Annotated in this window: 25 protein-coding genes and 2 pseudogenes; 8 read left to right on the top strand and 19 right to left on the bottom strand. The window is 68.7% G+C overall.

From position 1 onward, the window contains the following. Positions 1–435: 435 nt before the first annotated feature. Both N4G66_RS18430 and N4G66_RS18425 read left to right on the top strand, forming a co-directional pair. Positions 436–546, top strand: a pseudogene (locus tag N4G66_RS18430) (DUF899 domain-containing protein); the annotation flags it as partial. A gap of 208 nt (positions 547–754) precedes the next feature. Next, a complete protein-coding gene (locus tag N4G66_RS18425; RefSeq protein WP_261705256.1) occupies positions 755–1,066 on the top strand; it encodes a hypothetical protein in 312 nt (103 codons plus the stop codon). A 113-nt stretch (positions 1,067–1,179) separates the two neighbouring features. Here the strand turns inward: N4G66_RS18425 and N4G66_RS18420 are convergent, their stop codons facing one another. Continuing rightward, the gene (locus N4G66_RS18420; RefSeq protein ID WP_261705226.1) at positions 1,180–1,947 is read right to left on the bottom strand and encodes an AraC family transcriptional regulator; all 768 of its coding nucleotides are present in this window, start codon (positions 1,945–1,947) and stop codon (positions 1,180–1,182) included. Between the two features lie 54 nt (positions 1,948–2,001). Between N4G66_RS18420 and N4G66_RS18415 the strand changes: the two genes are divergently transcribed. After that, a complete protein-coding gene (locus N4G66_RS18415) occupies positions 2,002–3,222 on the top strand; it encodes an MFS transporter (protein ID WP_261705225.1) in 1,221 nt (406 codons plus the stop codon). A 55-nt stretch (positions 3,223–3,277) separates the two neighbouring features. On the opposite strand, the pseudogene N4G66_RS18410 reads toward N4G66_RS18415, so the two are convergent. Further along, positions 3,278–4,381 (bottom strand): annotated as a pseudogene (locus N4G66_RS18410) (GNAT family N-acetyltransferase). A gap of 31 nt (positions 4,382–4,412) precedes the next feature. Between N4G66_RS18410 and N4G66_RS18405 the strand changes: the two are divergent. From N4G66_RS18405 to N4G66_RS18395, 3 genes are all read left to right on the top strand, one after another. Continuing rightward, positions 4,413–4,880, top strand: coding sequence for a MarR family winged helix-turn-helix transcriptional regulator (locus N4G66_RS18405; protein ID WP_261705224.1), 468 nt, complete (start codon positions 4,413–4,415; stop codon positions 4,878–4,880). Positions 4,881–5,164: 284 nt separating this feature from the next. Continuing rightward, entirely contained in the window at positions 5,165–5,806 is a 642-nt protein-coding gene (locus N4G66_RS18400) for a tetratricopeptide repeat protein (protein WP_261705223.1), read from the top strand. Positions 5,807–5,928: 122 nt separating this feature from the next. Next, positions 5,929–6,576 (top strand): class I SAM-dependent methyltransferase, encoded by a 648-nt coding sequence (locus tag N4G66_RS18395; RefSeq protein ID WP_261705222.1) that lies wholly within the window; start codon positions 5,929–5,931, stop codon positions 6,574–6,576. 139 nt (positions 6,577–6,715) lie between these two features. Here N4G66_RS18395 and N4G66_RS18390 read toward each other — a convergent pair whose 3' ends face one another. The 3 genes from N4G66_RS18390 to N4G66_RS18380 form a co-directional block, all read right to left on the bottom strand. Continuing rightward, positions 6,716–7,459 (bottom strand): class I SAM-dependent methyltransferase, encoded by a 744-nt coding sequence (locus tag N4G66_RS18390; RefSeq protein WP_261705221.1) that lies wholly within the window; start codon positions 7,457–7,459, stop codon positions 6,716–6,718. A gap of 680 nt (positions 7,460–8,139) precedes the next feature. Then, on the bottom strand, positions 8,140–9,138 hold the full coding sequence (locus N4G66_RS18385; protein ID WP_261705220.1) for a patatin-like phospholipase family protein: 999 nt from the start codon (positions 9,136–9,138) through the stop codon (positions 8,140–8,142). Positions 9,139–9,533: 395 nt separating this feature from the next. Next, complete coding sequence (locus N4G66_RS18380; RefSeq protein ID WP_261705219.1) at positions 9,534–10,157, bottom strand: TetR/AcrR family transcriptional regulator; 624 nt, start codon at positions 10,155–10,157, stop codon at positions 9,534–9,536. A gap of 333 nt (positions 10,158–10,490) precedes the next feature. Between N4G66_RS18380 and N4G66_RS18375 the strand changes: the two genes are divergently transcribed. Further along, positions 10,491–10,892, top strand: coding sequence for a nuclear transport factor 2 family protein (locus N4G66_RS18375; protein WP_261705218.1), 402 nt, complete (start codon positions 10,491–10,493; stop codon positions 10,890–10,892). Between the two features lie 431 nt (positions 10,893–11,323). On the opposite strand, the gene N4G66_RS18370 is transcribed toward N4G66_RS18375, so the two are convergent. From N4G66_RS18370 to N4G66_RS18315, 12 genes are all read right to left on the bottom strand, one after another. After that, positions 11,324–12,127, bottom strand: a complete 804-nt coding sequence (locus N4G66_RS18370) for an SAM-dependent methyltransferase (RefSeq protein WP_261705217.1) — start codon at positions 12,125–12,127, stop codon at positions 11,324–11,326. Positions 12,128–12,204: 77 nt separating this feature from the next. Then, entirely contained in the window at positions 12,205–12,435 is a 231-nt protein-coding gene (locus N4G66_RS18365; protein WP_261705216.1) for a DUF397 domain-containing protein, read from the bottom strand. Continuing rightward, positions 12,432–12,644, bottom strand: a complete 213-nt coding sequence (locus N4G66_RS18360; RefSeq protein ID WP_261705215.1) for a hypothetical protein — start codon at positions 12,642–12,644, stop codon at positions 12,432–12,434. The genes N4G66_RS18365 and N4G66_RS18360 overlap by 4 nt, the downstream gene beginning before the upstream one ends. Before the next feature lie 162 nt (positions 12,645–12,806). Further along, entirely contained in the window at positions 12,807–13,181 is a 375-nt protein-coding gene (locus N4G66_RS18355) for a hypothetical protein (RefSeq protein WP_261705214.1), read from the bottom strand. 303 nt (positions 13,182–13,484) lie between these two features. Next, positions 13,485–14,477 (bottom strand): ACP S-malonyltransferase, encoded by a 993-nt coding sequence (locus N4G66_RS18350; RefSeq protein WP_261705213.1) that lies wholly within the window; start codon positions 14,475–14,477, stop codon positions 13,485–13,487. 430 nt (positions 14,478–14,907) lie between these two features. Continuing rightward, positions 14,908–15,621: an alpha/beta hydrolase gene (locus N4G66_RS18345; protein WP_261705255.1), complete on the bottom strand. Its 714-nt coding sequence runs from the start codon at positions 15,619–15,621 to the stop codon at positions 14,908–14,910. 5 nt (positions 15,622–15,626) lie between these two features. Next, on the bottom strand, positions 15,627–16,940 hold the full coding sequence (locus tag N4G66_RS18340) for a beta-ketoacyl-[acyl-carrier-protein] synthase family protein (protein WP_261705212.1): 1,314 nt from the start codon (positions 16,938–16,940) through the stop codon (positions 15,627–15,629). Next, positions 16,937–18,229, bottom strand: coding sequence for a beta-ketoacyl synthase N-terminal-like domain-containing protein (locus N4G66_RS18335; protein ID WP_261705211.1), 1,293 nt, complete (start codon positions 18,227–18,229; stop codon positions 16,937–16,939). The genes N4G66_RS18340 and N4G66_RS18335 overlap by 4 nt, the downstream gene beginning before the upstream one ends. After that, positions 18,219–19,025 carry an SDR family NAD(P)-dependent oxidoreductase gene (locus tag N4G66_RS18330; protein ID WP_261705210.1) on the bottom strand — a complete coding sequence of 269 codons (807 nt, stop codon included), beginning with the start codon at positions 19,023–19,025 and terminating at the stop codon, positions 18,219–18,221. Before N4G66_RS18330 ends, N4G66_RS18335 begins: the two co-directional genes overlap by 11 nt. Next, a complete protein-coding gene (locus N4G66_RS18325) occupies positions 19,025–19,498 on the bottom strand; it encodes a MaoC family dehydratase (protein WP_261705209.1) in 474 nt (157 codons plus the stop codon). Before N4G66_RS18325 ends, N4G66_RS18330 begins: the two co-directional genes overlap by 1 nt. A gap of 25 nt (positions 19,499–19,523) precedes the next feature. Beyond that, on the bottom strand, positions 19,524–20,291 hold the full coding sequence (locus tag N4G66_RS18320; RefSeq protein ID WP_261705208.1) for an SDR family NAD(P)-dependent oxidoreductase: 768 nt from the start codon (positions 20,289–20,291) through the stop codon (positions 19,524–19,526). Further along, positions 20,284–20,553: a phosphopantetheine-binding protein gene (locus N4G66_RS18315; RefSeq protein WP_261705207.1), complete on the bottom strand. Its 270-nt coding sequence runs from the start codon at positions 20,551–20,553 to the stop codon at positions 20,284–20,286. The genes N4G66_RS18320 and N4G66_RS18315 overlap by 8 nt, the downstream gene beginning before the upstream one ends. Before the next feature lie 440 nt (positions 20,554–20,993). Here N4G66_RS18315 and N4G66_RS18310 point away from each other — a divergent pair, with 440 nt between their 5' ends. Further along, positions 20,994–21,608, top strand: a complete 615-nt coding sequence (locus tag N4G66_RS18310; RefSeq protein ID WP_315903654.1) for a helix-turn-helix domain-containing protein — start codon at positions 20,994–20,996, stop codon at positions 21,606–21,608. A 199-nt stretch (positions 21,609–21,807) separates the two neighbouring features. Here the strand turns inward: N4G66_RS18310 and N4G66_RS18305 are convergent, their stop codons facing one another. Together N4G66_RS18305 and N4G66_RS18300 are read right to left on the bottom strand one after the other, a co-directional pair. Then, entirely contained in the window at positions 21,808–23,124 is a 1,317-nt protein-coding gene (locus N4G66_RS18305; RefSeq protein WP_261705205.1) for an alpha-amylase family glycosyl hydrolase, read from the bottom strand. A gap of 11 nt (positions 23,125–23,135) precedes the next feature. After that, entirely contained in the window at positions 23,136–23,639 is a 504-nt protein-coding gene (locus tag N4G66_RS18300; RefSeq protein ID WP_261705204.1) for a MarR family winged helix-turn-helix transcriptional regulator, read from the bottom strand. Between the last annotated feature and the right edge of the window lie 126 nt (positions 23,640–23,765).

Here is a 23,765-nt window from a genome sequence, read left to right as displayed (position 1 = left end):
ACGACGCCGCGGTCCGGACGGCGATTCCGATCGGTGGTCTCCGACGTCGGCACCACTACCCTGCCGCCCGGTCGCGGTGTCCGCGCGCCCGGTGACCCGGATGAGTTCGGGGCGCCGGGTGCCGGAGGAGCGTGACCCCTGAGCAGCAGCGCGATGCGATCGGCAGGCCGTCGGACGGCGTGGGTCCGACGCCCCGCGTCGACGACGGTCCCGCGGCTGAGTCGGCCACGCGTATGGACATCACCCCTGAGTCGCGGGTGCCCGGCAAGCCTGCCGAGAGCGCGACCGTGACCTCGTCGGCACGACGTGGTCCGTACAGGTTCGACCGGGGGCACCTTCTGCCGCGATGAGTTCCGGCCGTGTCGCGAGTCCGTTCTGGTGACCGTCATAGAAGTCGTACGGCCATGCCCGGCACGAGACACCGCGGAGGACACCATGACGACCACGCCGAACGATCCGGCCATCGCGCTGCCCGGTCGCCCGCCCGTCGTTGACCTGGCCACCTGGCAGACGGCCCGTGACGAGCTCCTGGTCCGCGAGAAGGCCGGGCGGTGGGGTGGGCCATCCCCGTCCGATCGTCAAGGCCACAGGGGGTGGCCCACGTATCGTGGATGCGAGGAATCGTCGTCTGGTCGTTCGGGGGTCGGGGGCGGGTCGAACACCATGCTGCCTGGGGGCGGGACTTCCCGGTCAAGTACCTGCTGGTCCGTGAGGACGAGGAGGGCGAGGAGAAGCTCTGGGGCGGTGCACCGGCGTGGAGGGCCTGTTCTTGGACAGGGTGCCGCCGCCGCGCGAGGTCCTGACCCTGCGGGGATGTACGCCCGACGGGGCGTTCTCAGATGCCCTTTCCCAGGCCGGGAAGGCGACCGGATTGCTGGGCGACGTATGCGTCGAGGTCTGGGACCACCAGGGGCCGGTGCAGTGGTGGAACCTGGTGGACACAGTCGTCATCGCTCACCGGCCCAGCCGGACTGATCCCTCCCTGGTGGATGTCGTCGTGGGGGCTGGGGTCGAAGAGGAACACGCGTGGTCTGCCACGCCGCCGGAGTCGGTTTATCGCCGCTGACAGCCGTGCCTGACTGGCGAGTTGGATTCAGCGAGCGTCGGATCCGCTGGCGCGCTGCCTTGGGGACCGTGCCGTGCGAGCGTTACTCCGCGACCGCCCCGCCGCTTTGGCCATCATTCCTCCTGCGAATTGCCCACGCCTGCGCGGTAGATACCTGGGGTGATGCCTACCGTCTGGGCGAAGGTTTGGACGAAGGCGCTGGTTGTCGCCCATCCGCAGGCGTGGGCGGTGTCGGTGACGGTGGCGCCCTCGGCGAGCATGACCATCGCGGTGAAGATCCGGGCGCGGGTGCGCCACTGGGGGAAGGTCATGCCGAACTCGTCGCGGTAGAGGCGGGAGAGGGTGCGCTCGCTGGTGTGCACGCGGCCGGCGAGCTGGGCGAGGGTGCAGGGCTGGTGCAGGTCCTCTTCGACGAGGCGGCAGGCGTCGGCCAGTCGTTGGTCGCGGGCGGCGGGCAGGGCAACGGGCTGGGTTGTCACGCGGCGCAGTCGGTCGCGCAGCACTTCTTCGATGTGCCGGGTCTCGGTCCGTGTGAGGGTGGTGCTGGTGAGCGCGATGAGCAGTTCGCGCACCAGGGTGTCGACGGCGATGACCGTGGGGAGTTCGGCGTCGAGCAGGGGCGTCCTGCCTTGGGCGGGGAAGCCGATGGTGTGGAAGCGACTCTGGCCGTAGAAGCGGTGTTCGTGCCAGGTGTTCGCCGGAATCCACAGGGCGCGGTCGTTGGAGGCGATCCAGGAGCCGTGTTCCGTGGTGATCGCCAGCACGCCCGAGCTGACGTAGATCAGCTGGTGGTCGTCGTGGCGGTGCCGGTCGATGGTCTCGCCGCCACCGAGGAACCGTGTGCTGGTCGGCGCGATGGGCTGGTGGCGGATCTGCGACATGGATAGGCAGAATACGGGAAGCGCGCAGGGGGTGCTTTTGTCCATCGTGAGTGTGTGACAACGATCCAGGAAACAAGTACTCCCCGTGAGGCGGGCCGTCCGCCCGGGCACTGGCGTCGGATGCGGATCTGGGCCGGCGCCCATGCCGTCGACGACTTCTACCAGGGCCTCGTACCCGCGGCGGTCCCATACTTCGTGCTGCAGCGCGACTTCAGTTACGTGCAGGCTTCGGGGCTGGCACTCGCCGCGACACTCGGCAGTGCATTGCCGCAGGTACCGATCGGACTGCTCGCCGACCGGTTCCGGCTGCGGTGGATGTCGCCGCTGGGAATCAGCCTGGCGGGTATCGGGGCAGGCATGTCGGGACTGGCGCCCTCCTACCCGCTGGTTTTCGCCCTCCTGCTGATGGCGGGTGTCGGTATCGCGATGTTCCATCCGCCCGCGGGGCGCGACGCGCGCCGTGCGGCCGGGGGCAGTGCCACCGCGATGAGCTACTTCGCCGCGGGCGGCAGCGTGGGTTTCTTCATCGCCCCGGCGCTGGTCACACCGGCCCTGGGCAACCTCGGGATGGGCGCGACCGCGCTCTTCATCCCGCCTGCTGTCCTCATGGGCTTCGTCCTGCTGCGCCACCACAACCGCACGTCCGACACGGCGGTCAAGAAGGTGCAGCGCCAGGGCAAGGACCGGCCAGGCCGGTTCGCGGCCCTGACCGCCGTCGAGATCATGCGGTCCACCATCTCGACCGGACTGAACACCTTCATCTCGCTGTACTGGATCCGCCACCTGGAGGCGAGCAGCGGCCTCGGTGGTCTCGCGCTGACGCTTGAACTCGGCGGCGGTGTGGCCGGCACGCTGCTCGGCGGGCGGCTGGCAGACCGCATCGGCATGGTGCGCACCGTGCAGATCGGCAACGCGGCTATGCTGCCCGCCCTGTGGCTCATGCTGATCTGCGACGACAAATACGTCGCGCTGCCACTTGCGTTGCTGGTCGGCCTGATCTCGAACATCCCGTTCGCCGTCCTCATCAAGCTCGGCCAGGACTACCTGCCCAGCCGGCCCGGGACCGCTGCCGGCGTCACTCTCGGCCTCGCGATGAGCGCCGGTGGACTGTTCATGCCGCTGCTGGGCGTCATCGCAACCCACTACGGTCCCCGAGGCGCACTCGCGGTACTCGCCACCGTGCCGGTGCTCGCGATGCTGCTCTCCGCCTTCTTGCGCGAACCGGTCCAGGACGAACCGGTGCCCGCCGAGGACGCATCCCTCACCGCCCCCTGACGTTCCGATCAGACGTACGCTGTTGCGCCCGGCCCGGTGCACGGCCGTTCGGGCATCAGCGATGAACCTGATCACCGGTCGTCACCTGCGGCTGTCGGGTCACGTCTTTGGTGAGGCGGACGGTCTCGTCAGCGCTGCCGCATGACGCCGGCTCGTATCCCTCGCTCCGGTAGAGGTCGATGTTCCGCCGACTGCGCGCGCCGGTGGACAGCACGATGCGACGGCAATTCGGCTCGACTGCGGCTTCGGCAGTGCGCAACAGCCAACGACCCAGCCCCTGACCTCACAGGTCGGGCACGACGCCGAGCCGGCCCACGTGCCAGTCCGTGTCGGTGCGGCGGGCCCGCACCATGCCCAGAAGCCGACCGTCGCGCCACAGGCCGGTGGCATGCCAGGTCGCCAGCCACTCGCGCACCTGCTCCGGTGACTCATGCAGAGCGGGGATGGCCAGGGTGTCGTTGACGAGGGCCTCGTCCAGCCAGCAGCACCGCTGCAGCACGGTGACCTCGGGCGCATCATCGGGGACCAGTCGCCTCGTGTAGGAGCCCGGCAGCGGACCGGGCGGTAGTCCAGGTCGTACCCTCTCGCGCATCGGCCGCAGAGCGTGGGCAAGCCGGACCAGCTCGTCCAGGACGCCGACTGCCGCCCCGACGAGAGCGGCGTCCGGGCGGACTCGCCCCTCCTTCACCGCATCACTGATGCGCAGCGCGACCGTGGAACCCAACGGCACCAGACGCAATGTGGTCACTACCTGCTTGGCGTGCTGGACCGACCGCGTGCCGGCCGAGGTATTCCCGTAGCTGACGAAGCCGATCGGCTTCCACGCCCACTCGCGGCCGAGGTAGTCGAGCGCGTTCTTCAAGGTCGCGGGCATCCCGTAGTTGTACTCGGGCGTCACCACGATGAAGCCGTCAGCGGCGTCCACCATCGCGCTCCACCGTTGCGTGTGCTCGTGTCTGTAAACACCCGAAGACGGGTGTTCCTCCTCGTCGAGGAACGGCAGATCAAGGTCGCCGAGGGCTATCGGCGCGAGCTCGACACCGAGGTCAACGGCACGAGGCCCGATCGTCTCGGTCAGCCACTTCCCGACCGTCGGGCCGAGGGCACCGGGGCGAGTGCTGCATATGACCACGAGAACACGTACCGTTTTCGTTGACATGGAAACGAAGCTTAGACAGTAGATTGATTACATGTCAAAGAAACCGTCGGCCGCGACTGCGCACTGGCTGAACCCGGACGAGGAGCGAGCGTGGCGAGCCTTCCGTCGCATGATGATCGCCGTGCAGGCAGCCACAGCGCGTGACCTGACCGCAGTCGGACTCTCCGAACCCGACTACGAGGTCCTCAGCACGCTGTCGGAGCGCCCCGACCACACCAGCACCCTGCGTGAACAGGCCGCCAAGATGGGATGGTCCCGCAGCCGGCTCTCCCGGCACGCCACCCGGATGGAAGCGCGCGGTCTCTTGCGACGTGCACCCGACCCAGTCGATGGCAGAAGCTGCTTCCTCGTTCTCACGGACCACGGTCTGGAGACGCTCGAGAATGCCGCACCAGCGCATGTCGCGTCGGTACGACGCCACTTCATCGACCGGCTTGCGCCCGACGATCTCACCGCTCTCGAACACATCGCTCTGAAGCTGGAGGGCTCCGAGGACTGAACCCCAGCCATCACCGACCGGTCGGCGCTCGTCCCGTCCGTCGCGTACGCGGACAGGAGGACGGATCCGAACGGACGGCCCGACCCATCCCTTCCGGCCGTGGCCTACGAATCCCATCAGCGGATTTCGCCCGAAGGTCTTCTTCCAGGCCGCGGGGAACGCACCGGCGGACTCGGCGGCCTACGTGGGCGTCATCATCGCGGACGCGGTAAATCCCGGATGCTGCACAACTACCTGACGGTAACCTCGCCGCGGGAGCCATGCGACAGCGGGAGGGACAGGCGATGCGGGAGCAGGACCGGATCGAACGGGCTCGGGAACTCTACGAGTTGGCGATGTTCGGCGGAGACACGTCCGCCCTGGCTACGGCCGATCGGGAGCTCGACGCCGTCGAGGCAGCGGTTTCGTTGGAACGCGGGAAACTGTTGCACGTACGCTTCCTCGACGATCGTCGGGAGGACCCGCAGGAACTGGTGCTGTTCGAGCGTGCGGCCGAGCTGTACCACCGCCTGGATGACGCGACTGGTGAGGCCGACGCCCTGTTCTGGATCGGTTGCTGGCACCAGGTGGTACGCGACGACACCGGCACCGGCAGGCCGCACTTCGAGAGGTCGTATGCGCTGGCGCAGACCGCCGGTGATCAGAAGACCATGTCCTACGCGGTGCGCCATCTCGGCTTCGCCGAGAAGGAAGCGGGGCGGTTCGACCGAGCACGCGCCCTGCTGACCGAATCGGTGAGCCTGCGACGGGACATCGGCTTTTTGCCCGGAGTGGCGGCGGGTCTGGTGGCGCTCGGTTACCTGTCAGCTGAGACCGGCGACCGCGAGGCGGCCATCGGACACCTCGACGAGGCGCAGAACATCGCCGAACAGTGCGGCGCCGAGGGCGTGTTGGGATGGATCGAACGGGCACGAACGCACATCTGAACCGAGCGCCGCCGCAGCGTTGTGCCGCGAATGCATGCTGCAGTTTTGATCACTTGGGCCTGTTGCTCAAGTGGACCAGGTTGCGGCGAATGGAGTCACGAACGACCGTATGCTGCTCTCGCATGAAGGGTCTTGCTGGTCAGATCGCGTACTGGGGCAGCGTCGGCGCAACGAAGACGTTCACCCACCCGGTGAACCTCGACTGGCTGACGGGGGTGAGCCGGGTCGCTCGATTCCTGGACTACGGCTGCGGATACGGCCGCGTCATGGGAGAGCTGAGCGGGTACGGCTTCTCCGGCATATCGGGTGTGGACCTGTCCCCCGCGCTGATCGACCGAGGCCGTCAGCTGAGGCCCGAGCTGCGCTTCGCGGTCCTGGAGTCCCCGCCGGCTCTGCCTGATGCGTCGGGGAGTTTCGACGTCGTCCTGTTGTTCGCCGTGCTGACGTGCATCCCCGACGACAACGCTCAACAGGCGCTCATCGCAGAGCTGGTCCGGGTCTTGGCACCTGGCGGGCTGCTCTACGTCAGCGACATGGTCTTGCAGGACGACGAGCGGAACCGGAGCCGCTACGCCGCGCATGCCCAGGAGTTCGGTACCCCCTATGGAGTGTTCGCCACCGACGACGGCGCGGTGTGCCGACACCACGACATCACCGAATTGCACGCCCTCCTGGCGGACTTCGACCTGATGGACGAGCGCCGCATCGACGTCGCCACGATGAACGGCCACCGGTCGCAAGCGGTGCAGCTGCTGGCCCGCAAGCGGTGACGCTCACAGCCACTCGTCGAGGGCCGCGACCAACACGGTCGCTTCGTGGCGGACGGAGTGCCTCTCGTACCTTGTGGCTGATTTTGACGTTGCGAACTCGGCACTACGAGCGCGTTCCTCGCCCGACTCCTGGCGCAGGTCAGGCGTCTGCCACCAAGAGTCGATAGCCGACGTCGATGGTGTCGAGCGCGAGCAGATCAGCGTGCCGATGGTTCCAATGGCCGGTCTCGAGGTCGTCGGTCAGCATTGCCAGGCCGGGAGCGAGGACGTCTTCTCCGGTCTGGGCGAACATGGAGATTCCGGCGCGCACCTGTGGATCGAGGTAGGCGTGGGGGCGGCGCCAGTAGGCCGCACCGAACCCGTCCGTGCAGTCGTGCGGGACATGGACAGGCTCCAGGTGCGCCCCGCCGAGCAGGGTGGCCAGCCGGTCGATCGGGATGGCTCGGCTGTCGTCGAAGGCTGCGGCCTGGGGGAGGTATTCGCGCACGAGCCAGAACTTCTCGCGGAAGATCTGCTGGTCCCAGGTCAGTATCACGACGCGGCGGCGCGCGACCCGGCGGAGTTCGGCGATGCCGGCCGCCAGGTCACTCCAGTGATGGACGGTCAGCAGTGCCATGACGGCGTCGGCGGCGTTGTCGCACAGCGGAAGGTGTTCGGCGACCGCGCGCACCGCGGACGCGGACCGGCACGGACGCTGGGCGATCATGATCTGGCTGGGCTCGACGGCGAGAACTGTCTGCGGTGGCTCGTAGGAACCGGTGCCCGCTCCTACGTTGATCACATCCGCGGCGTCCCCGAGCGCCGCGTGGATCTGCGCCGCGATCCGCGCATCCGGCTGCCGGGTCCGGCCGTACGTCGTGCCGAGCGTGTCATAGATGGCCATGCCTATCAGTATGCGAAGGAGCGGCCACGGCGGGGCCCGCTCCGCGCAAGGGAGCCAGTGGCTTTGCAGAGGTGGGGAGTGCCTTCTGCGTCAGCGGCGGAGCTGGGATCTCCGCGTTGGCAGGGGTGCCGAAGGGCGGCACGGAGGCGTCCGTGACCCGTCTCGTCTCGGCTCGGCTCGGCTCGGCTTTGGCGCAGTGACGCTGACAGCGACATATGAGCCTGCTGTTGGGGTTGGACAACAAAAGACCCTGCCCCCGCGGATCACGGGGCAGGGTCTTCACAGAGCGCCGGGCAGGCCTTGCACCTGCATTTCCCCGCAGGAAGCGGGACGTCTTTCCTTGGACCACCAACGCATCACGAACCGGCGCGACCTCCGCCGATCAGCTCAAGATCCATATATCAGACGAGCACGCTTGTCTCCTTGCCCAGCCGCGAGTGCGCGGTCGCTGTCGGCGCTGCCCGATTGCCGGCGCGCGTCGACAGCATCGCCCGACCGTGCAAGACGTCCGCGAAGGCACCGGATGTCCCACCAAGTCGCGCGCGCTGCCGCCGGCGTCGATCCTCGTCGCTGCGCGCTCCTCGTCACATCCTCGAGTTCCGCGCCACCCTCGAACACCATCTGGATGTACGCGATTTACGCGTTGCCACAACTCCGCCCGGCGTGGGTCCGCGAATCGGTCAGTGGCCGCTGGGCGTTCGCGCGCCGTACAGATGGCCATAGGCGTCGTGCACGGCGGCGCGCCCGGCTTCCAGTGCGGTTTCGAGGAGGTCGCCCTCGCGAGCCAGACGGCCGACCGGAGGCGAGCCCGCGGCGGGGCGGATCGAGACGATGGCCGAGTGGTCGGTCAGGCGGGCGTCGTCTTCGGCCAGGCGTGCTTCGCGGTCGAGGAACACCTGGCGCAGGGCCACGGGCTCACGGCGCAGCACCGTCTTGGCGATGAGTGGGGCAGAGCGCGACGGTCGCGCGACGTCGATCGCACGCCGGGATCGCAGCACCATGACGTGGGTCGCGCCCTGAGCCAGCGCGGTCCGGTACGGCACGGATTCGGAGACGCCCGCGTCATAGAACCGGCGCCCTCGCAGCGTCACCGGGTCGCCCGCCAGGAGCGGCAGGGCGGCACTGGCCCGCAGCGCGAGGCGCAACTCCGCGGCGTCGCCTATGAAGGGCCGCAGGTCGGTGGATTCCCCTGTCTCGGCGTCGGTGGCCAGCGGGTGGTACTCGACATCGCTGGCGAGTATCGACGCGAAGTCCATCGGCGCGCAGTCCTGGTCGCCGTAGCGGTAGAGCACCTCGTAGAAGGCGTGCAGGTCCACGAGCGGTCGCCCGCGCAGCGGGTTCGAGCGCCGGATCAGTGTTCTGGCGTACTTGGGGACCGCCCAGAAGCGCAGTGATTGCGGGCTCGTGCTCAGCAGCCACGCACCGGAGGCCGCACCGGCGGAGGCACCGTAGACGGCGTCGAAGCTGTTGGTCAGGCCGAGTTCGTGGAGCGCCAGGGCCATCCCGCCGGCGATGATGCCGCGCATCCCGCCGCCCTCGATGGCCAGTGCGACGCGGTGCCCGTCGGCGCGTGCGCCGGGGCGGCTGCCGACCCGCGCGCGCTCGGTGAGTACGCGCCAGACCGGGTGCGGCTGCTCGGGCCCGGGCGTCGCGGCAGGGGTCGTGGCGATCGTCGTCATGGTGGTCAGGGCTCCAGGAGACTGCTCGGGGGTGTTATCTGCGCGCAGGGGGTGAGGACAACTCGGCGCGATCGCCTGCCACCCCGGATCACCGCGTGGCTGCTGGTGGGCCGCGGAGCGGGCGGCTGGCCTCGCCGACGGTAGTGGCCTCACGAATACGCCGATCACTTTACCAGTAAATAGCCACTCACTAGCCGATGGCTAGCGAAATATGTTCCGCACCGGCCAATTGGCCAGAGTGGGGGCTACAGCACCGGCCGAGACTCGGGACGAGGTGAGGTCGAGTTCTCCGAGGGCGCCGGGGCTCCGTACGCAGCACCTCGTCCTACCGAGCCGAGGCCATGGGGTCTCTACTTCGCATTCATCAGCCGGTACCGGCGATCATCGGCGCTGGCTCAGACCTCGCCGGTCGGCGCGGCCAGGAGACCGCGGGCGGTCAGGAGAAGCGTGGCCCTCAGGTCGTCGTCCGAGAGATCGGACAGTTCGCCGAGCCCCTCCAACATCCACACGCACATCACATAGGCCATGCGTTCCGCCGGGGTGGGTGAGGTGCCGAACAACACCCGAAGGACACGGCGCCTTCGCCCGTCGTTCTCGGCGTAGATGCTGGCGGCCCGAATCTCGGGATCGTGCAGGAGCATGGTTCCCAGTTCACGGTTGCGCACCAGGAAGTCGACCCAGCCGACCGCGTAGGCGTCCAGCTTCTCCTGGCGTGACGTCATGCCCGCCAACTCGTCCAGAAGCACGGTCATCTCCTCCACCGCCGGATCGAGCGAGGCCTGGAGGATCTGCGCCTTGGTTCGGAAGTGGTAGTAGACCGCGGCCTTGGTGAGGCCCATTTCGTTCGCGATGGCCTGCAACGAGGTGGCTTGGTAGCCACGGCGGGCGAAGAGTCGCTGGGCCGTCTCGACGATCTGCTGCCGCGTCGCCGCGGCCTGGGCGGATCGACTGACCACCGGGACGTCCGACTCTCGCTCACTGAGCACGCTCGCTCGCTCCCGCATCGGTCTTGCCTTCATGGGTCCGTGGTAGCCAAAAGCCGAGTGTCCACTTTACCCCGCGCTGTCCGTCGACCAGCCACTGGCTAGCCACTCCGGACGCCTGGTCGTCAGCCGGCCACAGCCGGATCAGGTCTGCCGGAGACTCTCCGCGTCGGCCATGTTCGCGACATCGGTCGTTGAGCACTGTAGGTGTATTCGAGCGATCAAGAATCGGGGCCCGACTCCCGCGGTCGTCGGCGGGTGCGGGTACGGGGCCGTGCGGCGCTGTGCCGTGCCGTGCCGTGCCGTGCCGTGCCGATGACAGGATGGACGCTCGGCTCGGCCGTCGGCGCCGGGCAGGAGAGGACGCGTGTGTCACTCACTCTTGAAGATCGCTTGGCCATCACCGAACTGGTCTCCTTGCACGGTCACATTGTCGACGACGGACGTCTCGACCGGTTCGAGGAGTTGTTCACTTCGGATGTCGTCTACGACCTCACAGACTTCGGCCAGGCGCCACTGTTCGGGGTGGACGCCATCCGCGACGCGGCTTTGGCGCTGGGCTCCGCCAACCCCGTCGCGCATCACGTCACGAACGTCGTCGTGACGACATCCACGGACGGCCGGGTACAGGTCCGGTCCAAGGGCTTGGGTATCAAGGCGGACGGCTCGTGCGGTTCCGTCGCCTATCACGACACGGTCGTGCTCACCGCTGACGGCTGGCGGATCAGCCATCGCAAGGTATCGCCACGCCGCACACCCTTGAGCCCTTGAGCCCTTGAACTCCTGAGCTCCTGAGCCGTCGAGCAGCGCCGCCATGACGCGGCGGCGTCCGAAATACGTAGAGCGCTGGTTGGACGGACCAGCGGCAGAAGCTGAGGTCCGGGTCGCTCAACGCCGCGGCCATCAATGGGGCCCAGAACTCCTCGGGCGGGGCAGCGCGTTCGAGCAGTGGCCTGCGGACCGCATGGGCCAGGAGCCGCACGCGCCGGTCTTCCGGCACCCCGGCCGATTCCATGACATCGAGCAGCCGGGCCACTTCAGCCGCGCACCACAGGAACGAGCGCCCTTCTACGCCGTTGTCCTCATGCTCGGACATGGCAGCACTCTGGACCGTGCCGCACCTGGCACGTGCAGAAGTGTTCGGATTCTCCACGTCGGCCGCGGGCCGGTGCAACGACCCGGCCCGTCGGTCCACGTGGCCTCTACAGCTTCCGGGCGACACCCACGTACAGGGGGATCTGTTCACCGTCGGTGTGCTGATGCTCTCCCTCGGGGTGCCAGCGCGCGGCGAGTTCGATGCCGGGGGCGAGGAGCTCAAGTCCGGTGAAGAACCTGGCGAATTCCCCGCGCGATCGGACTTGCGCCGATGTTCCGCCCTTGCGGTAGACCTCGACGACTCGCTCCCACGCTTCGGGGTCGAAGTCTCCCGTCGCGTGGGACAGCGCCAAGTGGCTTCCGGGGGCCAGGGAGTCGAGGAGTTCCACCACGATGCCGTAGGGATCGTCCTCGTCCCCCACCAAGTGCAGCAAGGCCACCATGGACAGTGCGATCGGCTGATCGAAGTCGAGGGTGTCTCTGGCCGCGGCCAGGATCTTCTCCGGTTCCTGCACGTCGGCCCGGATGTAGGCGGTACGTCCCTGCGGGGTGCTGTGCAGAAGTGCTTCCGCGTGCCTGAGGACGATCGGGTCGTTGTCGGCGTACACCACGCGGGCGGCAGGGGCAATGGCCTGGACGATCTGGTGGAGGTTCGGCGCGGTCGGAATCCCGGTGCCGATGTCGAGAAACTGGCGGATGCCCCGCTGTGCCAGCAGACGAGCGGCACGATGCATGAAGTCCCGGTTGGTCCGGGCCATTTCCTTGACGGCGGGGAAGAAGGATATGACCTGCTCGGCAGCTTCCCAGTCGACCGGATAGTTGTCCTTGCCGTCGAGGAAGTAGTCATACATGCGCGCCGACTGGGGTTTGCTGGTGTCGATGTCGTCGGCACCTGTGCCTGTGTCCGTCACTTCAGTCCTCCGCCGCTACGGCGTGATCGTAGGAGTTGATCCGGTTGCGGCCGGACACCGTCGTCAAGGGGCGAGTCTCAGGTGATGAGGAAGTCGGCTCGCCCTTCCTTGGCGGCGCCTACGAACTCGGCGACGACCGAGGAGGCGCAGATGAGGGCCGGGCCGTCGGGGTCTGTCGACTGCCTGACCGCCACGATGCCGCCGCCGAGCTTCTTCATTTCGACGCAGCTGCCGTTGTTGCCGGCGCTCCAGGGCTTGCGCCAGCCATGGGGTCCCAGCTCTGTGGCGGCGTTCATGGCGTGCTTCATCGTTCTGTCTCCTTGCGGACGTCGCCCAGGGACTGCCTGGTACGTCGTTTGGGCATGGCTTGGGCACTCATCCGGTCGAACACCTCGGGGTACAGGGCGACTTCCTCGTGGACCTCCGCGGTCCTCGCGGCCCCCGCTGTACCGAGCACCGCCGAGTTGAACTGGGCGCTGGTGAGCTGTACTGGGCACTGGGCACTGGTGAGCTGCACTGGGCGCTACTGCGGCTGTCCGAGGCGTCAATGTCCAGGAAATCCGGCATCGGAAGGTGAAGGAGGCGGACGCCCTCCTCGGCCACCGGGGCCACCGGGGCCCTAGGGAGCTTCCGGGCGCAGCCGGGCGGCGCGACCCAGCTCTTGAAGGGTCGAAAGGGCTCAGGTCAGAACGTCGTGCGCGGAGCCCTTGGCCCACAGCAGCCCGGTAACCGCACGGGGTGCGTCGCCGCGAATCCGGGCGGCCGAGTTCTCCCGACCGACCTGCACGGCGAACCGGTTCGGCAGGGCATCGCGGTAACTCCGCCGGCAGCCGGGCTCGTTGGCCTGGTCCGGCAGAGCAAGCGAGCCCCCGGCCTCGGCCACCTCGATGCCGTAGGCCTCCGGCACTGTCTTGACCGTCGCCCGCTTCAGCGCGGCCTTGGCCCGCTCCATCCGGATGACCTCGGTGTGCGCCTGCCGCAGCTTTCCACCGGCATCCTGCGCCAAGAGGCCCTTCGCGCGGCGCAGTTGCCGGCGTTGTTTGCCCAGCACCATCTAAAGAACGGTCGGAGCAGACCGCGTTGCGCTCACGTCTCACGCCTCATCGACCCCCTGGACGCCGAGCAGTCTGCCATGCCCCGCCCCCTCACGGACAGGTCTGGTGATCCCGACAGCGCACGAGGACCGGAACTCCCTGCGCCGGCTCCGGGGGAACCTGCGTGACTGCGCTCAGGTCGGGTTTCCGCCAGGCAGGGCGGTGACGACGGAGGCAGGCAACGGACCTTCCCGGCGGCGGTGTTGTAGTGGCGGTGTCGTAGCAGGGCCGGTCTCCGCGCGCCGTTGGTCTTGCCGGCCCGGTCAATGCCACCACTCGGCGACAAGGGCCTCCACCTGAGCCGGAGTTGCGACGGAGCGAACCGGGATCTCCGCGGGCAGAACTCTGCGTGCGAGGTTGGCCAGTGTGGACCCTGGGCCGACTTCGACAAGGCGGAGACGGCCGCGTGCCATGGCGGTGAGGGTGCGCATGGAGCCTGCCCAGCGCACCGGCATGACGAGCTGACGGAGCATCATCGCCCGCCATCGCTCCTGATGGTGAAGGTGGGCGCGCGCATCGACGTTCGCGATCACCGGACAGTGTGCGGGGTGCAGGGGAGTTCGGTCGACGGCTTGCGCCAGGCGTGGGCCGGCCGGAGCCATCAAGGGTGTGTGGAAGGCACCACCGACCGGGATACGGATCGCCCGCGCGCCGCCGCGAGTGGCCTCCTCCACCAACGTCGCCACGGCATCGACGGCTCCGGAGATCACGACCTGTTCGGCGCCGTTGATGTTGGCGACCCACACCTGGGCTCGCCGCACGGCACGCATCCGGGCGGCGAGTTTTTGTGTTCGCGGCACGATGTCGGTTCCGATGAGTACCGCCATGGTGCCGGGCGTGAGCCGGTTCGCCTCCTGCATGGCGGCCCCGCGCTCGGCGACCAGCCGTGCGCCGTCCTCAGGGGCGAGCACCCCGGCGGCGGTCAGAGCCGCGTACTCGCCGAGGCTGTGCCCTGCGCACGCCGCGGGCCGCAGCTCGCCCACCGCCGTGCGCAACGCGTCGAGCACCACCATCTCCAGCGCGAAGGTGGCCAGTTGAGCGGTGTCGGTGCGGGTCAGCTGCTCTGCTCCGGCGTGCAGCAGCAGCCGTCCGAGGTCCCTTCCGCAGACCTCGGAGAGACGTGCGACGACCTTCCAGTGCGGGGTGTCGCGCCAAGGCTCGCCCATTCCGGGCCGCTGGGCGCCCTGACCCGGGAAGAGCAGGCCGACACCGAACGGCTCGGCCTCCGGGAGGCGGGCCGCCCTCAGGGGCGACACCCGTGACACCTGTGACACCTGTGGCACCTGTGACATCAGTGCAGACAACTTCCAGTCCCTTCCCGGTGCAGGTACGGCGTCCGGGCCAACCGCGTTGCGGCGCGGTACGACGACGAGCCGATGGTGACGAGATGGCGCACAGGACTCGGCCGGCCTCGATCTGTCCCCCGATCCGTCCCTGTCGGCGGTTGTCGGGCCGGAGCGGGTCCCGTCCGGCCCGACCCGTCTCCCCGGGACCGGGCGACGGAGTGCCGACCGAGCGCGGTGTCCGCGGACGAACACCTCAACAGGACCGGGCCGTGCCTTGCCTTGCCGTGCCTTGCCGTGCCTTGCCGTGCCGGATATGGACACACCCCGGACTTCCGGAACCTGGAGAGGGATACCGGTTCCGGTAGTCCGGGCCGTGCGGGACGCATGCCGGGATCCCCGCTCAACGCGCCCGCGCTGCCGGCCCTGACCCGGGAATCCGCGGCACGTGGACATCCAGGACGTCACCGAGGTAGGCGGGCAGCGACGCCCGTACTCCGGCGAACGGCTCGTGTCCGCCGGGATAGCGCTGCCACGTCACCGGATGTCCCCAACTGGTGAGCAGGTCTCTCAGCCCGGCACCACTGCGTTCGGGGACGACCCAGTCCCGTGCCCCATGGCCGATCCACACCGGCAGGCCGCTGTTGGCGGGCGACGGCCGACCGGCCGGGAGCAGTGCGGGCAGATCGGGAGGGGTGAAGGGCGCGTAGAGGGCCACGCCCGCCAGCCGTTCGGTGTACGTCAGTGCCAGTGTCAGGGCGACCGTGGCGCCCTGGGAGAAGCCCGCCAGCACGATCCTTCCGGCGCCGATCCGGTCCGCTTCCGCCTTCAGCAGCGTCGAGAGCGGCCGGTGCGCCGCCAGGAGCCCCTCGACGTCGATCCGGTCGATCGTGAGGAGGTTCTGCGGGAACCAGCACGGCACCGACAGACCGCTCAGCAGGCTCGGGGCCGCGACGGGCGCGCGCGGGAACACCCCGCGCACCCCCGCCTCGGGGAGCCGGAACCGCTGGGTCACGGCCATCAGATCGCCCGGTGCCTGGCCGATGCCGTGCAGCCAGACGACGGTGCCCCGGTGCGGTCCGGCGGGATCGGCCGTCTCGTATTCCAGCCGGTCCATCGCGCTCACACCGGCTGGGGTGCCGGCCGTGGCGTGGCCGGACGACGGAAGAGCATCGAGGCGTACTGGCCGCCGAAACCGAAGGAGTTCTTCAGTACGGTGCCGACCGGCCGCCTCACCGGGGTGAGGGAGGTGCGCACGGCGCAGGCGGGGTCGGGCTCGGTGCAGGTCGCGACGGGCGGGATGATTCCCCGGCACATCGTGAGGGCCGCCACCGCCGTCTCCACCACACCGGACGCCGCCGATCCGTGCCCGGTCAGCGACTTCACGGCGCTGACGTCGAGGTCCGCCATCCGCTCGCCGAAGAGCCGGTGCAACGCGCGGGCCTCGGTGACGTCGTTGAGACGGGTGGAGGTGCCGTGGGCATTGACGGTGTCGACGTCGTCCGGGTGCGCGTCGGCCTGTTCGAGGGCGGTCCGCATGACCCGTTCGATCATCTCCACGCTGGGAGCGGTCATGTGGCGGGTGTCCACCGCCAGCCCCCAGCCACCGATGACGGCGTACGCCTGCGCCATGCCGCGCCGGGCGGCGTGCTCGGCCGTCTCCAGGACGAGCGCACCCGCGGACTCGTTGATGACCATGCCCGTACGGCGTTTGTCGAAGGGCATGGAGGCCAGGGCGGGCTCGCCCTTCCAGCGCGACAGCGCCATGAGCTGGCCGTACTGGGAGAGCACGTACGGCGTGTTGCGGGAGACGGCCGCCGACACCACCGCGTACTGCGCGCGTCCCGAGCGCAGCAGCCGGGCGGCTTCCGCTATGGCACGCAGGCCTCCGGAGCAGGTGGCTTCCAGCCGGACGGGGATGACAGCCGTCCCGAGGCGTTCGGTGATCTCGGTGGGATAGGCGGACAAGTCGCGTGTCTCGGGCGGGAGATGCCTGCCGCGCAGATGTTTCAGGACGGCCGAGGGCTCGTTGCCGATCCTGTCGTAGCGTTCGGCGAGGTCTTCCATGTGCGTGACGTAGTCCTGGGGGAACGATCCGGTGGGGCCCGGCCACACTCGCGCGTAGACCAGGGCGGCCGGCCCGTCCTCCGCGGGCAGTTCGTCGAGGCGGGCGTCGCCGAGGGCCTGGTCCACGGCGGCGAGCATGAGGGAGTCGCCCCAGGAGCGGTCGGGTGCGCCGTAGTCGGCGGCGACCTTCGCCTTGACGTCCTCCGGGATCAGTCCGGCCGTCCAGCCGCAGGGCAGTCCGGCGGTGTCCATCCGCTCCTCCAGGACCACTCCGGAGCGGCCTTCGAGGTTGGCCGACCAGAAGGTCTCGACGTCTCCGCCGATGGGGGTGATCACCCCCATACCGGTGATGACGATGTCGCCGCTCATGTCCGTACCTTCCCGTCGCCGGTGGCAGCCCCGTGCGTCGATGCGATGACGATGGCTCCCGCCGCTGTCGAGTGGTGTCCCTGGTTGAACGCCGTGACCAGCGCCATCGGCGCCGGGCTGAGGGGACGGGTCTCCCCCATGACCGGATCGAGACCGCCGAGTCCGGGGTCGGGGCGACGCAGCAGGCCCACGGGGGGAAGTTCGCCGCGTCCGAGGCTCTCCACGACCAGCGCGGTGTCGATGAGCGCCGAACACTCGAAGGCGTTGCCGATGGTGCCCTTCGAACCGGTGACGGGGAGGCTGCCCACCCGGGGCAGTACCGCCAGGGTTTCCACGCGGTCGAGGAGCGGCGAACCGGCGCCGTGTGCCCACCACATGGTGGGTGTGGTGTCCGCGTCGGCGAGTACGGAGTCGACGACAAGGCGCGCCGAGGCCGCGACGTCGGCGGCGACCAGCACCTCACAGCCGGCGAGCCGGGCCCGAGCCGTTCCGCGCGCGGTGTCGGCACGCTCCAGCAGGACTGCGGCGGCCCCCTGGCCGACCAGGGTCCCCGACCTGTCGGCGTCGAAGGGACCCGCACCGGCCGTGGCGCGCGTGCCGAGCGGTTCGTCCTGGTCGAAGGCGGCCATCGCGGTGATCGTGAGCGGCGCTCCGACGCCCACGACGAGCATCCGGTCGAGTTCGCCGCTCTCCAACAGCCGTACGGCCAGGGCGAGTGCGCCCGTGCCGCCCGCCGCCGCCTCGCCGTAGGCCGCGACGTTCGATCCCCGGAATCCGCTGGCCATGGAGACGAACTGGCCCAGCTGGGAGGGGATGCCGCGTATGTAGGAGTAGTCGGGCACCTCGTCGTGGAGGAACTTCGCCAGCGGCCTGGGATCGTTGCGGAAGCGCGAGGCGAGCTGTGGGATGACGTCGCTCAGTTCGTCGCTGCTGCTGCCCACGGCCATGACGGTTCCGCCGCGTACGTCCTCCGTGTCGCCGGTGATCCCGGCCTGTTCCAGGGCCTGACGCGCGACGGCGACCGCCCAACGGGCCGACTGGTTGGCGTACTTGCCGGCGTTGGCCCAGTCACGGCCGGCGGGCCAGGTGATCTCCGTGGTGTCGACGGCGGCCGACGGCCACGGCAGCGCGGGGGCCGGCCCGTCGTTGCCACCCGTGTCGAAGAATGTCTTGCCTGCGGCCATGGCCTCCCACAGCCGGGCCGCGCCGATGCCCGCCGGGGAGATCACACCGATACCGGTGACGACGATGTCGGGACGGTCCTGCCGCCCGCCGCGCTCACTCGGCACGACGGCCTCCACCGCTGATCCCGCCCCACAGACGGTATCCGCCGTCCACGGTGATGGTCTGCCCGGCGATCCAGGACGCCTCTTCCAGGCAGAGCAGCGCCACCACGTCTGCACTGTTCTCCGGCGTCGTCATGCGGTCGCCCGGCCACGGAGAGACGGACAGTTCCTTGGTGACACCGTGGGCGAAGTCGGGACGGACCTTGAAGACGCCGGTCTGTACGAGTCCGGGACGCACGCAGTTGGCGACGATGCCGTACGGCGCCAGCTCGTAGGAGAGGTAGTCGGTCAGCGCCTCGAGTCCCGCCTTGGCCGCCGCGAAGAGACCGGCGCGCGGGATGATGCGCGTGGTCGTGGAGTTGGTGATGGTGATGAAGCGGGCTCCCGCGCGCTCACGCATCAACGGGAGCGCGTGCTTGGCGAGCAGCCAGGTGGCCCGGGAGTTGGTGTCCTGCACGAACTGCCAGTCACCGAGGGAGGCTTCGGCGAGCCTGGCGAACTTGGTGGCGGCCGCGTTCTGGACGAGGATGTGCAGGTCGTGGTGGATCTCGCCGATCTCCGCGATCAGGTTCTCGATCTCCTCGGGCTCGCTGAGGTCGGCGCGGTGCAGGGTCACTTCCGTACCTTGTTCACCGAGTTCGGCCGCGAGTTCCTTGGCCGGTCCCTCCCGGTCGACGTAGTTGATGGCCAAGGTCGCTCCCCAGGCCGCGAGTTTGCGGGTGATGCCCGCGCCGATGCCCCGCGAGCCGCCGGTCACCAGGGCCACCCGCCCCTTGAGCGGCTGATACTGACTGCCCATCACTGAACCCTTCCTGCCGCTGCGGTCCGCTGCGCGGCGTGCCGCAGCAGTACGACGCTCATGCGTCCGATGGCGTACGTCCGGTCGTTCTCGTCGAACACCCGGCGTGTGGTTTCGACCAGGCCGATCCGGTCGTCGATCTCCTCCGCCCGGTCGGTTGCGGTGGTGAACCAGAACGGGGTGTCGGGATACAGCGGTCTGACGAAGTCCCAGCTCAGTCTCCGCATACCGACGATGGCGGCCGGGGAGCCGTGCTGGACCACCCAGCCCGAGGTGATGGAGTGGATGAAGCCCCCGGGCACGATGCGCTGCCGGCGGTCCGTGCCCTGGGCGAAGTCGTCGCTGTCGTGCACCGGGTGCTTCTCCCCCATCAGATCGAGGAGTTGGTCAAGGAGCGCGCCGCCAAAAACCACCGGCCCGAACCGGCGCACCGGTGCGTGCGCCAGGTCCTCCCAGTACTTCACTGCCCCCACGGCTGTTCCTCCGTTCGCCCCGGGCTCACCGGGATCGCCGACCCGGGCTGCGCATGATCATGCGGCCGCCGTCCACCGTGAACGTCTGGCCCTGGATGTAGTCCGCCTCGTCACGGGCGAGGAAGGCGATCAGTCCGCTGATGTCCTCGGGGAGCCCCCAGCGGGTGCCGTCACTGTCCGAGCCGAGCTGATCGGCGACGGCCGCGGTCATCTCGGTGCGGACCTTGCCGGGTGCCACGCAGTTGACGCGGATGCCCTTGCGACCGACCTCCACGGCCAGGGCGCGGGTGAGTGCCTCGAGGCCGCCCTTGGACGCCGCGTAGGCGCTCTGGCCCGGTCCTGGGGTACGGGCCGAGTTGGAGGAGATGTTCACGATGCGGCCCCAGCCCTGGTCCAGCATCGCCGGCAGAACCGCCCTGCTGGTCAGGAAGGGGCCGGTGAGATTGGTCCGCAGAACGTTCTCCCAGCGGTCGGTACGGGTGACCGCGAGGAGTTGATCGTCGATCACCGCCGCGTTGTTGACCAGGACGTGCAGTGCGGCCTCCTGTGCGGTCACCTGCTCGACCAGGTCCTCGACCTCGGCCTCGACGCCGACGTCCGCCTGGTGCAGGACGGCGCGGCCGCCTGCGGCCTCGATCTCCTTCACCACGCGACGTCCGGCGTCCAGGGCGCTGCGGCAGACGAGGTGCACCGTGAGTCCGTCGGCGGCGAGGCGGTGCGAAACAGCGGCCCCGATCCCCCGCGAACCACCCGTGACGAGAGCGACGCGGTTGGTCGCAGCCGGCTCAGGCACGACTGCCGGCGGCTACGACGGCCACGATCGAGGCGATGCTCCGGTGGTGCTCGTCGGCTTCGGCGTTCCACTGGTCGAGGTCGAACTCGACGCCGAAGTGCCGGTTGATGCGACGGGCGAGCTGCAGCAGGTCCAGTGAGTCGAGGCCCAGGTCCTCGACGACGGAGTGCCCGGGTTCGACCGTCTGATCGGCTATACCCGGCTTGACTTCCTTGATCAGTTCGATGATTTCACCGAGAGCGGCGTTGGACACGGTTGTCATTGCATTCCTCCGCTGATTCGACAGGATCAGGAGTGACCGGCACCTCCGGCCGGCCAATCCATGTCAGCAGAGCGGCGAATGAGCCAGCAAGACCGTTATGCAGCAGGATTCTGGACACCCACTGGGCCGCTTACCCGACGCCCGCGCAAAACCCCATGTGGACGCACGGATCTCACCACTCCACTTCTCGGACAAAATGAACCAAACATCCACCGAAAGGAAAGGGATTCCCATGCAGAGTAAAGTAAAGTAAAGCCTCCTTGACTCTTCATCGGGGTCATCCATAGCGTCGATATACGTGAGCCCAAGTAAAGACCAAAACGGGCCCTCCTAGCAGTACGCAATCCTCGGGTCCCGATATCGACCGAATCAATGGGCGTCGTCGATCGACATACCATCGGACGCGTCACGCATCCGGCAGTCTCGACATCCAGGGGGCAGTGGTGGGGCGGAGCAGAACGCCGATCCCGCAATCCGCACAGTGTTACGAACTGGCTCAGTGGCTACGCTCGCTGCGTCAACGATCCGGACTCACCTACCGGCAGATGGCGGAGCTGACCGAAGGACTCCGGATCGCGGATCCGGCTTGTTCGGCCGTCACCCTGTCGCGGGCCGACCGTGGCACCTTCCTGCCTCGTCGCCATGTCGTGGAAGCGTATGCGCAGGTCTGTGGCGCCACACGGCGCGAGGCCCGACAACGCTGGGAGCAGGCGGCCCGGCAATCCGGCCACACTCCCGACGGCCGCGAGGTTCCCTCCGCGCCACGCGTCGGACGCAAGCTCGAACTCGTATACCACCCGGCTCATCTGCTGGAGGCCATGCACCAGGCGCGGCTCGCCGCCGGCCAGCCGTCCCTGCGTGAAATGGAGAAGAAGGCCCGCGACCTCGGGGCGGGACCGTTGCCGCGCAGCACGGTGGCCGACATTCTGGCCGGTTTTCGCATGCCGTCGGAGGAAGTCCTGGTCGCCTATGTCCAGGCATGCGGACAGCACGGGCGCCGGCTTACGCTCTGGCGCAATGCATGGGCACGCGCATTCAGTGCCGACGCCGCGTGAGACGAGTGCCTGAAATTAACTTCCGAGAACATTTCAACAATGTGAAAATTGCGACGCCCTCAACGCGACGGAAGCGTTTTCCGACAGTACAGATTTGATACGTCAACAGTTTCCGTACACCTGACATCATGGCCGACACGCCATCCTCGGTCCTCGTTCCGGCCGATGTCCGGAAAACCGAGGGCACGGCGGCCGAGAATCAATTGCGGCTTCCCGATGTCGTGGCGATGAACCAGCCCACGGGTGGAAGCGAGACGGAACCGGTGACGGAATCGACGGAAGCGTCACCCGCGACAGGCGCCCACGGTGCGGCCGGAATGCCGGCGGTGGCCGGGGCAGGCCCGAAGTTGAGGGCGACCGCGAGGGTGGCGCCGGCGTCGGGCGCGGCCAGGGTGTAGCTGAGGACGGTGTTGTCGAGGGAGTGGATCCGGGTCTGCGCACGTACGAGCCAGGGGTGGCGGCGACGCATGCCCACCAGGGTCTGATGAAGCCGCTGGACGGCCAGCCCGTCGGGGCCGAGATCCGAAGGGGAGACGGGAAACGCGGGACGGATGGCATCGTCCCCGCCCGCGCGGTCCTCCTTGACTCCCTCCCAGGCACGCTCGTCTCCCGCGTAGATGGACGGTGTCCCCCCGACGGTGAACAGCACGGTGAGCGCGTGCGCCAGGTGACGGGGCTCGCCCAGCCGGCTGGCGACGCGCGTGACGTCGTGGTTGCCGACGAATGTCTGGGGCGCAAAGGTGTCGATCATGGAGTTGTGGCGTTTGAGCGCCCAGGCCAGTTCGTGCGGGTTGCTGTCGTTGAGCGAGCTCCAGACGGCCTTCCACAGCTCGTACTGCGTGACGGTGTCCAGTCCGCCCTCGACGACGTACGCCGCGTAGTCACCATGGATCACCTCACCGCTGAACCACACGCCGGGGTGGCGGGACCTGACCCGGTCCGTGACAGTACGCCAGAACGGCCGGGGAACCGCGTAGGCGGCATCCAGCCGCCAGCCGGCGATGCCCCGGTCCAGCCAGTGGTCGAGAACCTCGACGACATGGTCGGCGACCGCCGGAGACCCGTGGTTCAGGGCGACGAGATGACGGTGCCCCTCGAACGTGCGGAAGTCGTCACCCTCGGGGACGAACCAGTCCGCGTACGGGGAGGCGATGCCGCGTCGCGCCACGTCGGCGAAGGGGCCGAAGGACCTGCCGACATGGTTGAAGACGCCGTCGAGCAGGACGCGGACCCCGCGCGACGCGGCCCGGTCGACCAGTTCGCGCAGGTCTTCCTCGGTGCCCAGCCGGGGATCGAGGCGGAAGTAGTCGGTCGTGTCGTAGCCGTGGGTCTCGGAGGCGAAGACGGGCCCCAGGGCGAGGCCGTTGCAGCCGAGCCCGACCAGATGGTCAAGCCAGTCGGCAAGGACCGGCAGGCGGTGCCGCACCGGTGCACCGGCGGACAGGGCGGCCGGCTCCGCGCCAAGGAAACTCAAGGGGTGGACGTGCCACCAGATGGCGTGGTCGGGCCAGGACACGGGAGCCTCCGTCAGTGGGGTCGGTTCGTGGAGCCGGGCACGGTGGCCGACGAGTCGGCGAGGCGGTTCATCAGGCGGGCGGCGAGCAGCAGGACCTGACGCTCCGTCTCGGTGAGGTCGACGAGGGCGATGTCGAGCCATGCGTCGCGCTGCGCCATGTCACGGGCCAGGGCCTCACGGCCCGCTTCGGTCAGTTGCACCACGCGCTGTCGGCCGTCGTGCATGTCGCGCGTGCGGCTGATCAGGCCTTCTTGTTCGAGGTCGGCGAAGACCCGCGTCAGGGACTGCGGCTGCTGATGGTCGGCGGCGGCCAGCGCACCGGCCGGCATGGGTCCGTTGCGCCGCAGGTGACCGAGGACGCTGCTCTTGTTGAGGCTGAGCCCGTCGGCGGGGCGCTCCGCGCTCAGCCTGCGGGCGAGCCGGATGACGCCCTGCCGGATCTCGGCGGACGCCCGGCCGTCCCGCCGCTCGGACCCATATCGTTCCGCGTCCTCGTGTTCTGTTCGCTCTCCCATCACATTGCTAAGGTATCACTTACGATACGGCTGGAGGGTGCATCTCCAGATGGCTTGCTCCATGGCTTGTTCCAGGGGTCCTCTTGGCGGTGGTTCTACGTGTTGCGTAGCTTTTTGACGTCGTCG

It is taken from the genome of Streptomyces rhizosphaerihabitans (assembly GCF_025399795.1).
Lineage (GTDB): Bacteria > Actinomycetota > Actinomycetes > Streptomycetales > Streptomycetaceae > Streptomyces > Streptomyces rhizosphaerihabitans.
Note: the sequence above shows the minus strand (reverse complement) of the source record. Positions and strands in the feature narration are given on the sequence as shown.

What these genes read in the sequence shown, in the direction of transcription:
- N4G66_RS18420 (WP_261705226.1), bottom strand. Translation starts at nt 1,947, where the DNA reads ATGTCGCAGATCCGCCACCAGCCCATCGCGCCGACCAGCACACGGTTC.
- N4G66_RS18405 (WP_261705224.1), top strand. Translation starts at nt 4,413, where the DNA reads ATGTCAAAGAAACCGTCGGCCGCGACTGCGCACTGGCTGAACCCGGAC.
- N4G66_RS18400 (WP_261705223.1), top strand. Translation starts at nt 5,165, where the DNA reads ATGCGGGAGCAGGACCGGATCGAACGGGCTCGGGAACTCTACGAGTTG.
- N4G66_RS18395 (WP_261705222.1), top strand. Translation starts at nt 5,929, where the DNA reads ATGAAGGGTCTTGCTGGTCAGATCGCGTACTGGGGCAGCGTCGGCGCA.
- N4G66_RS18390 (WP_261705221.1), bottom strand. Translation starts at nt 7,459, where the DNA reads ATGGCCATCTATGACACGCTCGGCACGACGTACGGCCGGACCCGGCAG.
- N4G66_RS18385 (WP_261705220.1), bottom strand. Translation starts at nt 9,138, where the DNA reads ATGACGACGATCGCCACGACCCCTGCCGCGACGCCCGGGCCCGAGCAG.
- N4G66_RS18380 (WP_261705219.1), bottom strand. Translation starts at nt 10,157, where the DNA reads ATGAAGGCAAGACCGATGCGGGAGCGAGCGAGCGTGCTCAGTGAGCGA.
- N4G66_RS18365 (WP_261705216.1), bottom strand. Translation starts at nt 12,435, where the DNA reads ATGAAGCACGCCATGAACGCCGCCACAGAGCTGGGACCCCATGGCTGG.
- N4G66_RS18355 (WP_261705214.1), bottom strand. Translation starts at nt 13,181, where the DNA reads ATGGTGCTGGGCAAACAACGCCGGCAACTGCGCCGCGCGAAGGGCCTC.
- N4G66_RS18345 (WP_261705255.1), bottom strand. Translation starts at nt 15,621, where the DNA reads ATGGACCGGCTGGAATACGAGACGGCCGATCCCGCCGGACCGCACCGG.
- N4G66_RS18340 (WP_261705212.1), bottom strand. Translation starts at nt 16,940, where the DNA reads ATGAGCGGCGACATCGTCATCACCGGTATGGGGGTGATCACCCCCATC.
- N4G66_RS18330 (WP_261705210.1), bottom strand. Translation starts at nt 19,025, where the DNA reads ATGGGCAGTCAGTATCAGCCGCTCAAGGGGCGGGTGGCCCTGGTGACC.
- N4G66_RS18315 (WP_261705207.1), bottom strand. Translation starts at nt 20,553, where the DNA reads ATGACAACCGTGTCCAACGCCGCTCTCGGTGAAATCATCGAACTGATC.
- N4G66_RS18300 (WP_261705204.1), bottom strand. Translation starts at nt 23,639, where the DNA reads ATGGGAGAGCGAACAGAACACGAGGACGCGGAACGATATGGGTCCGAG.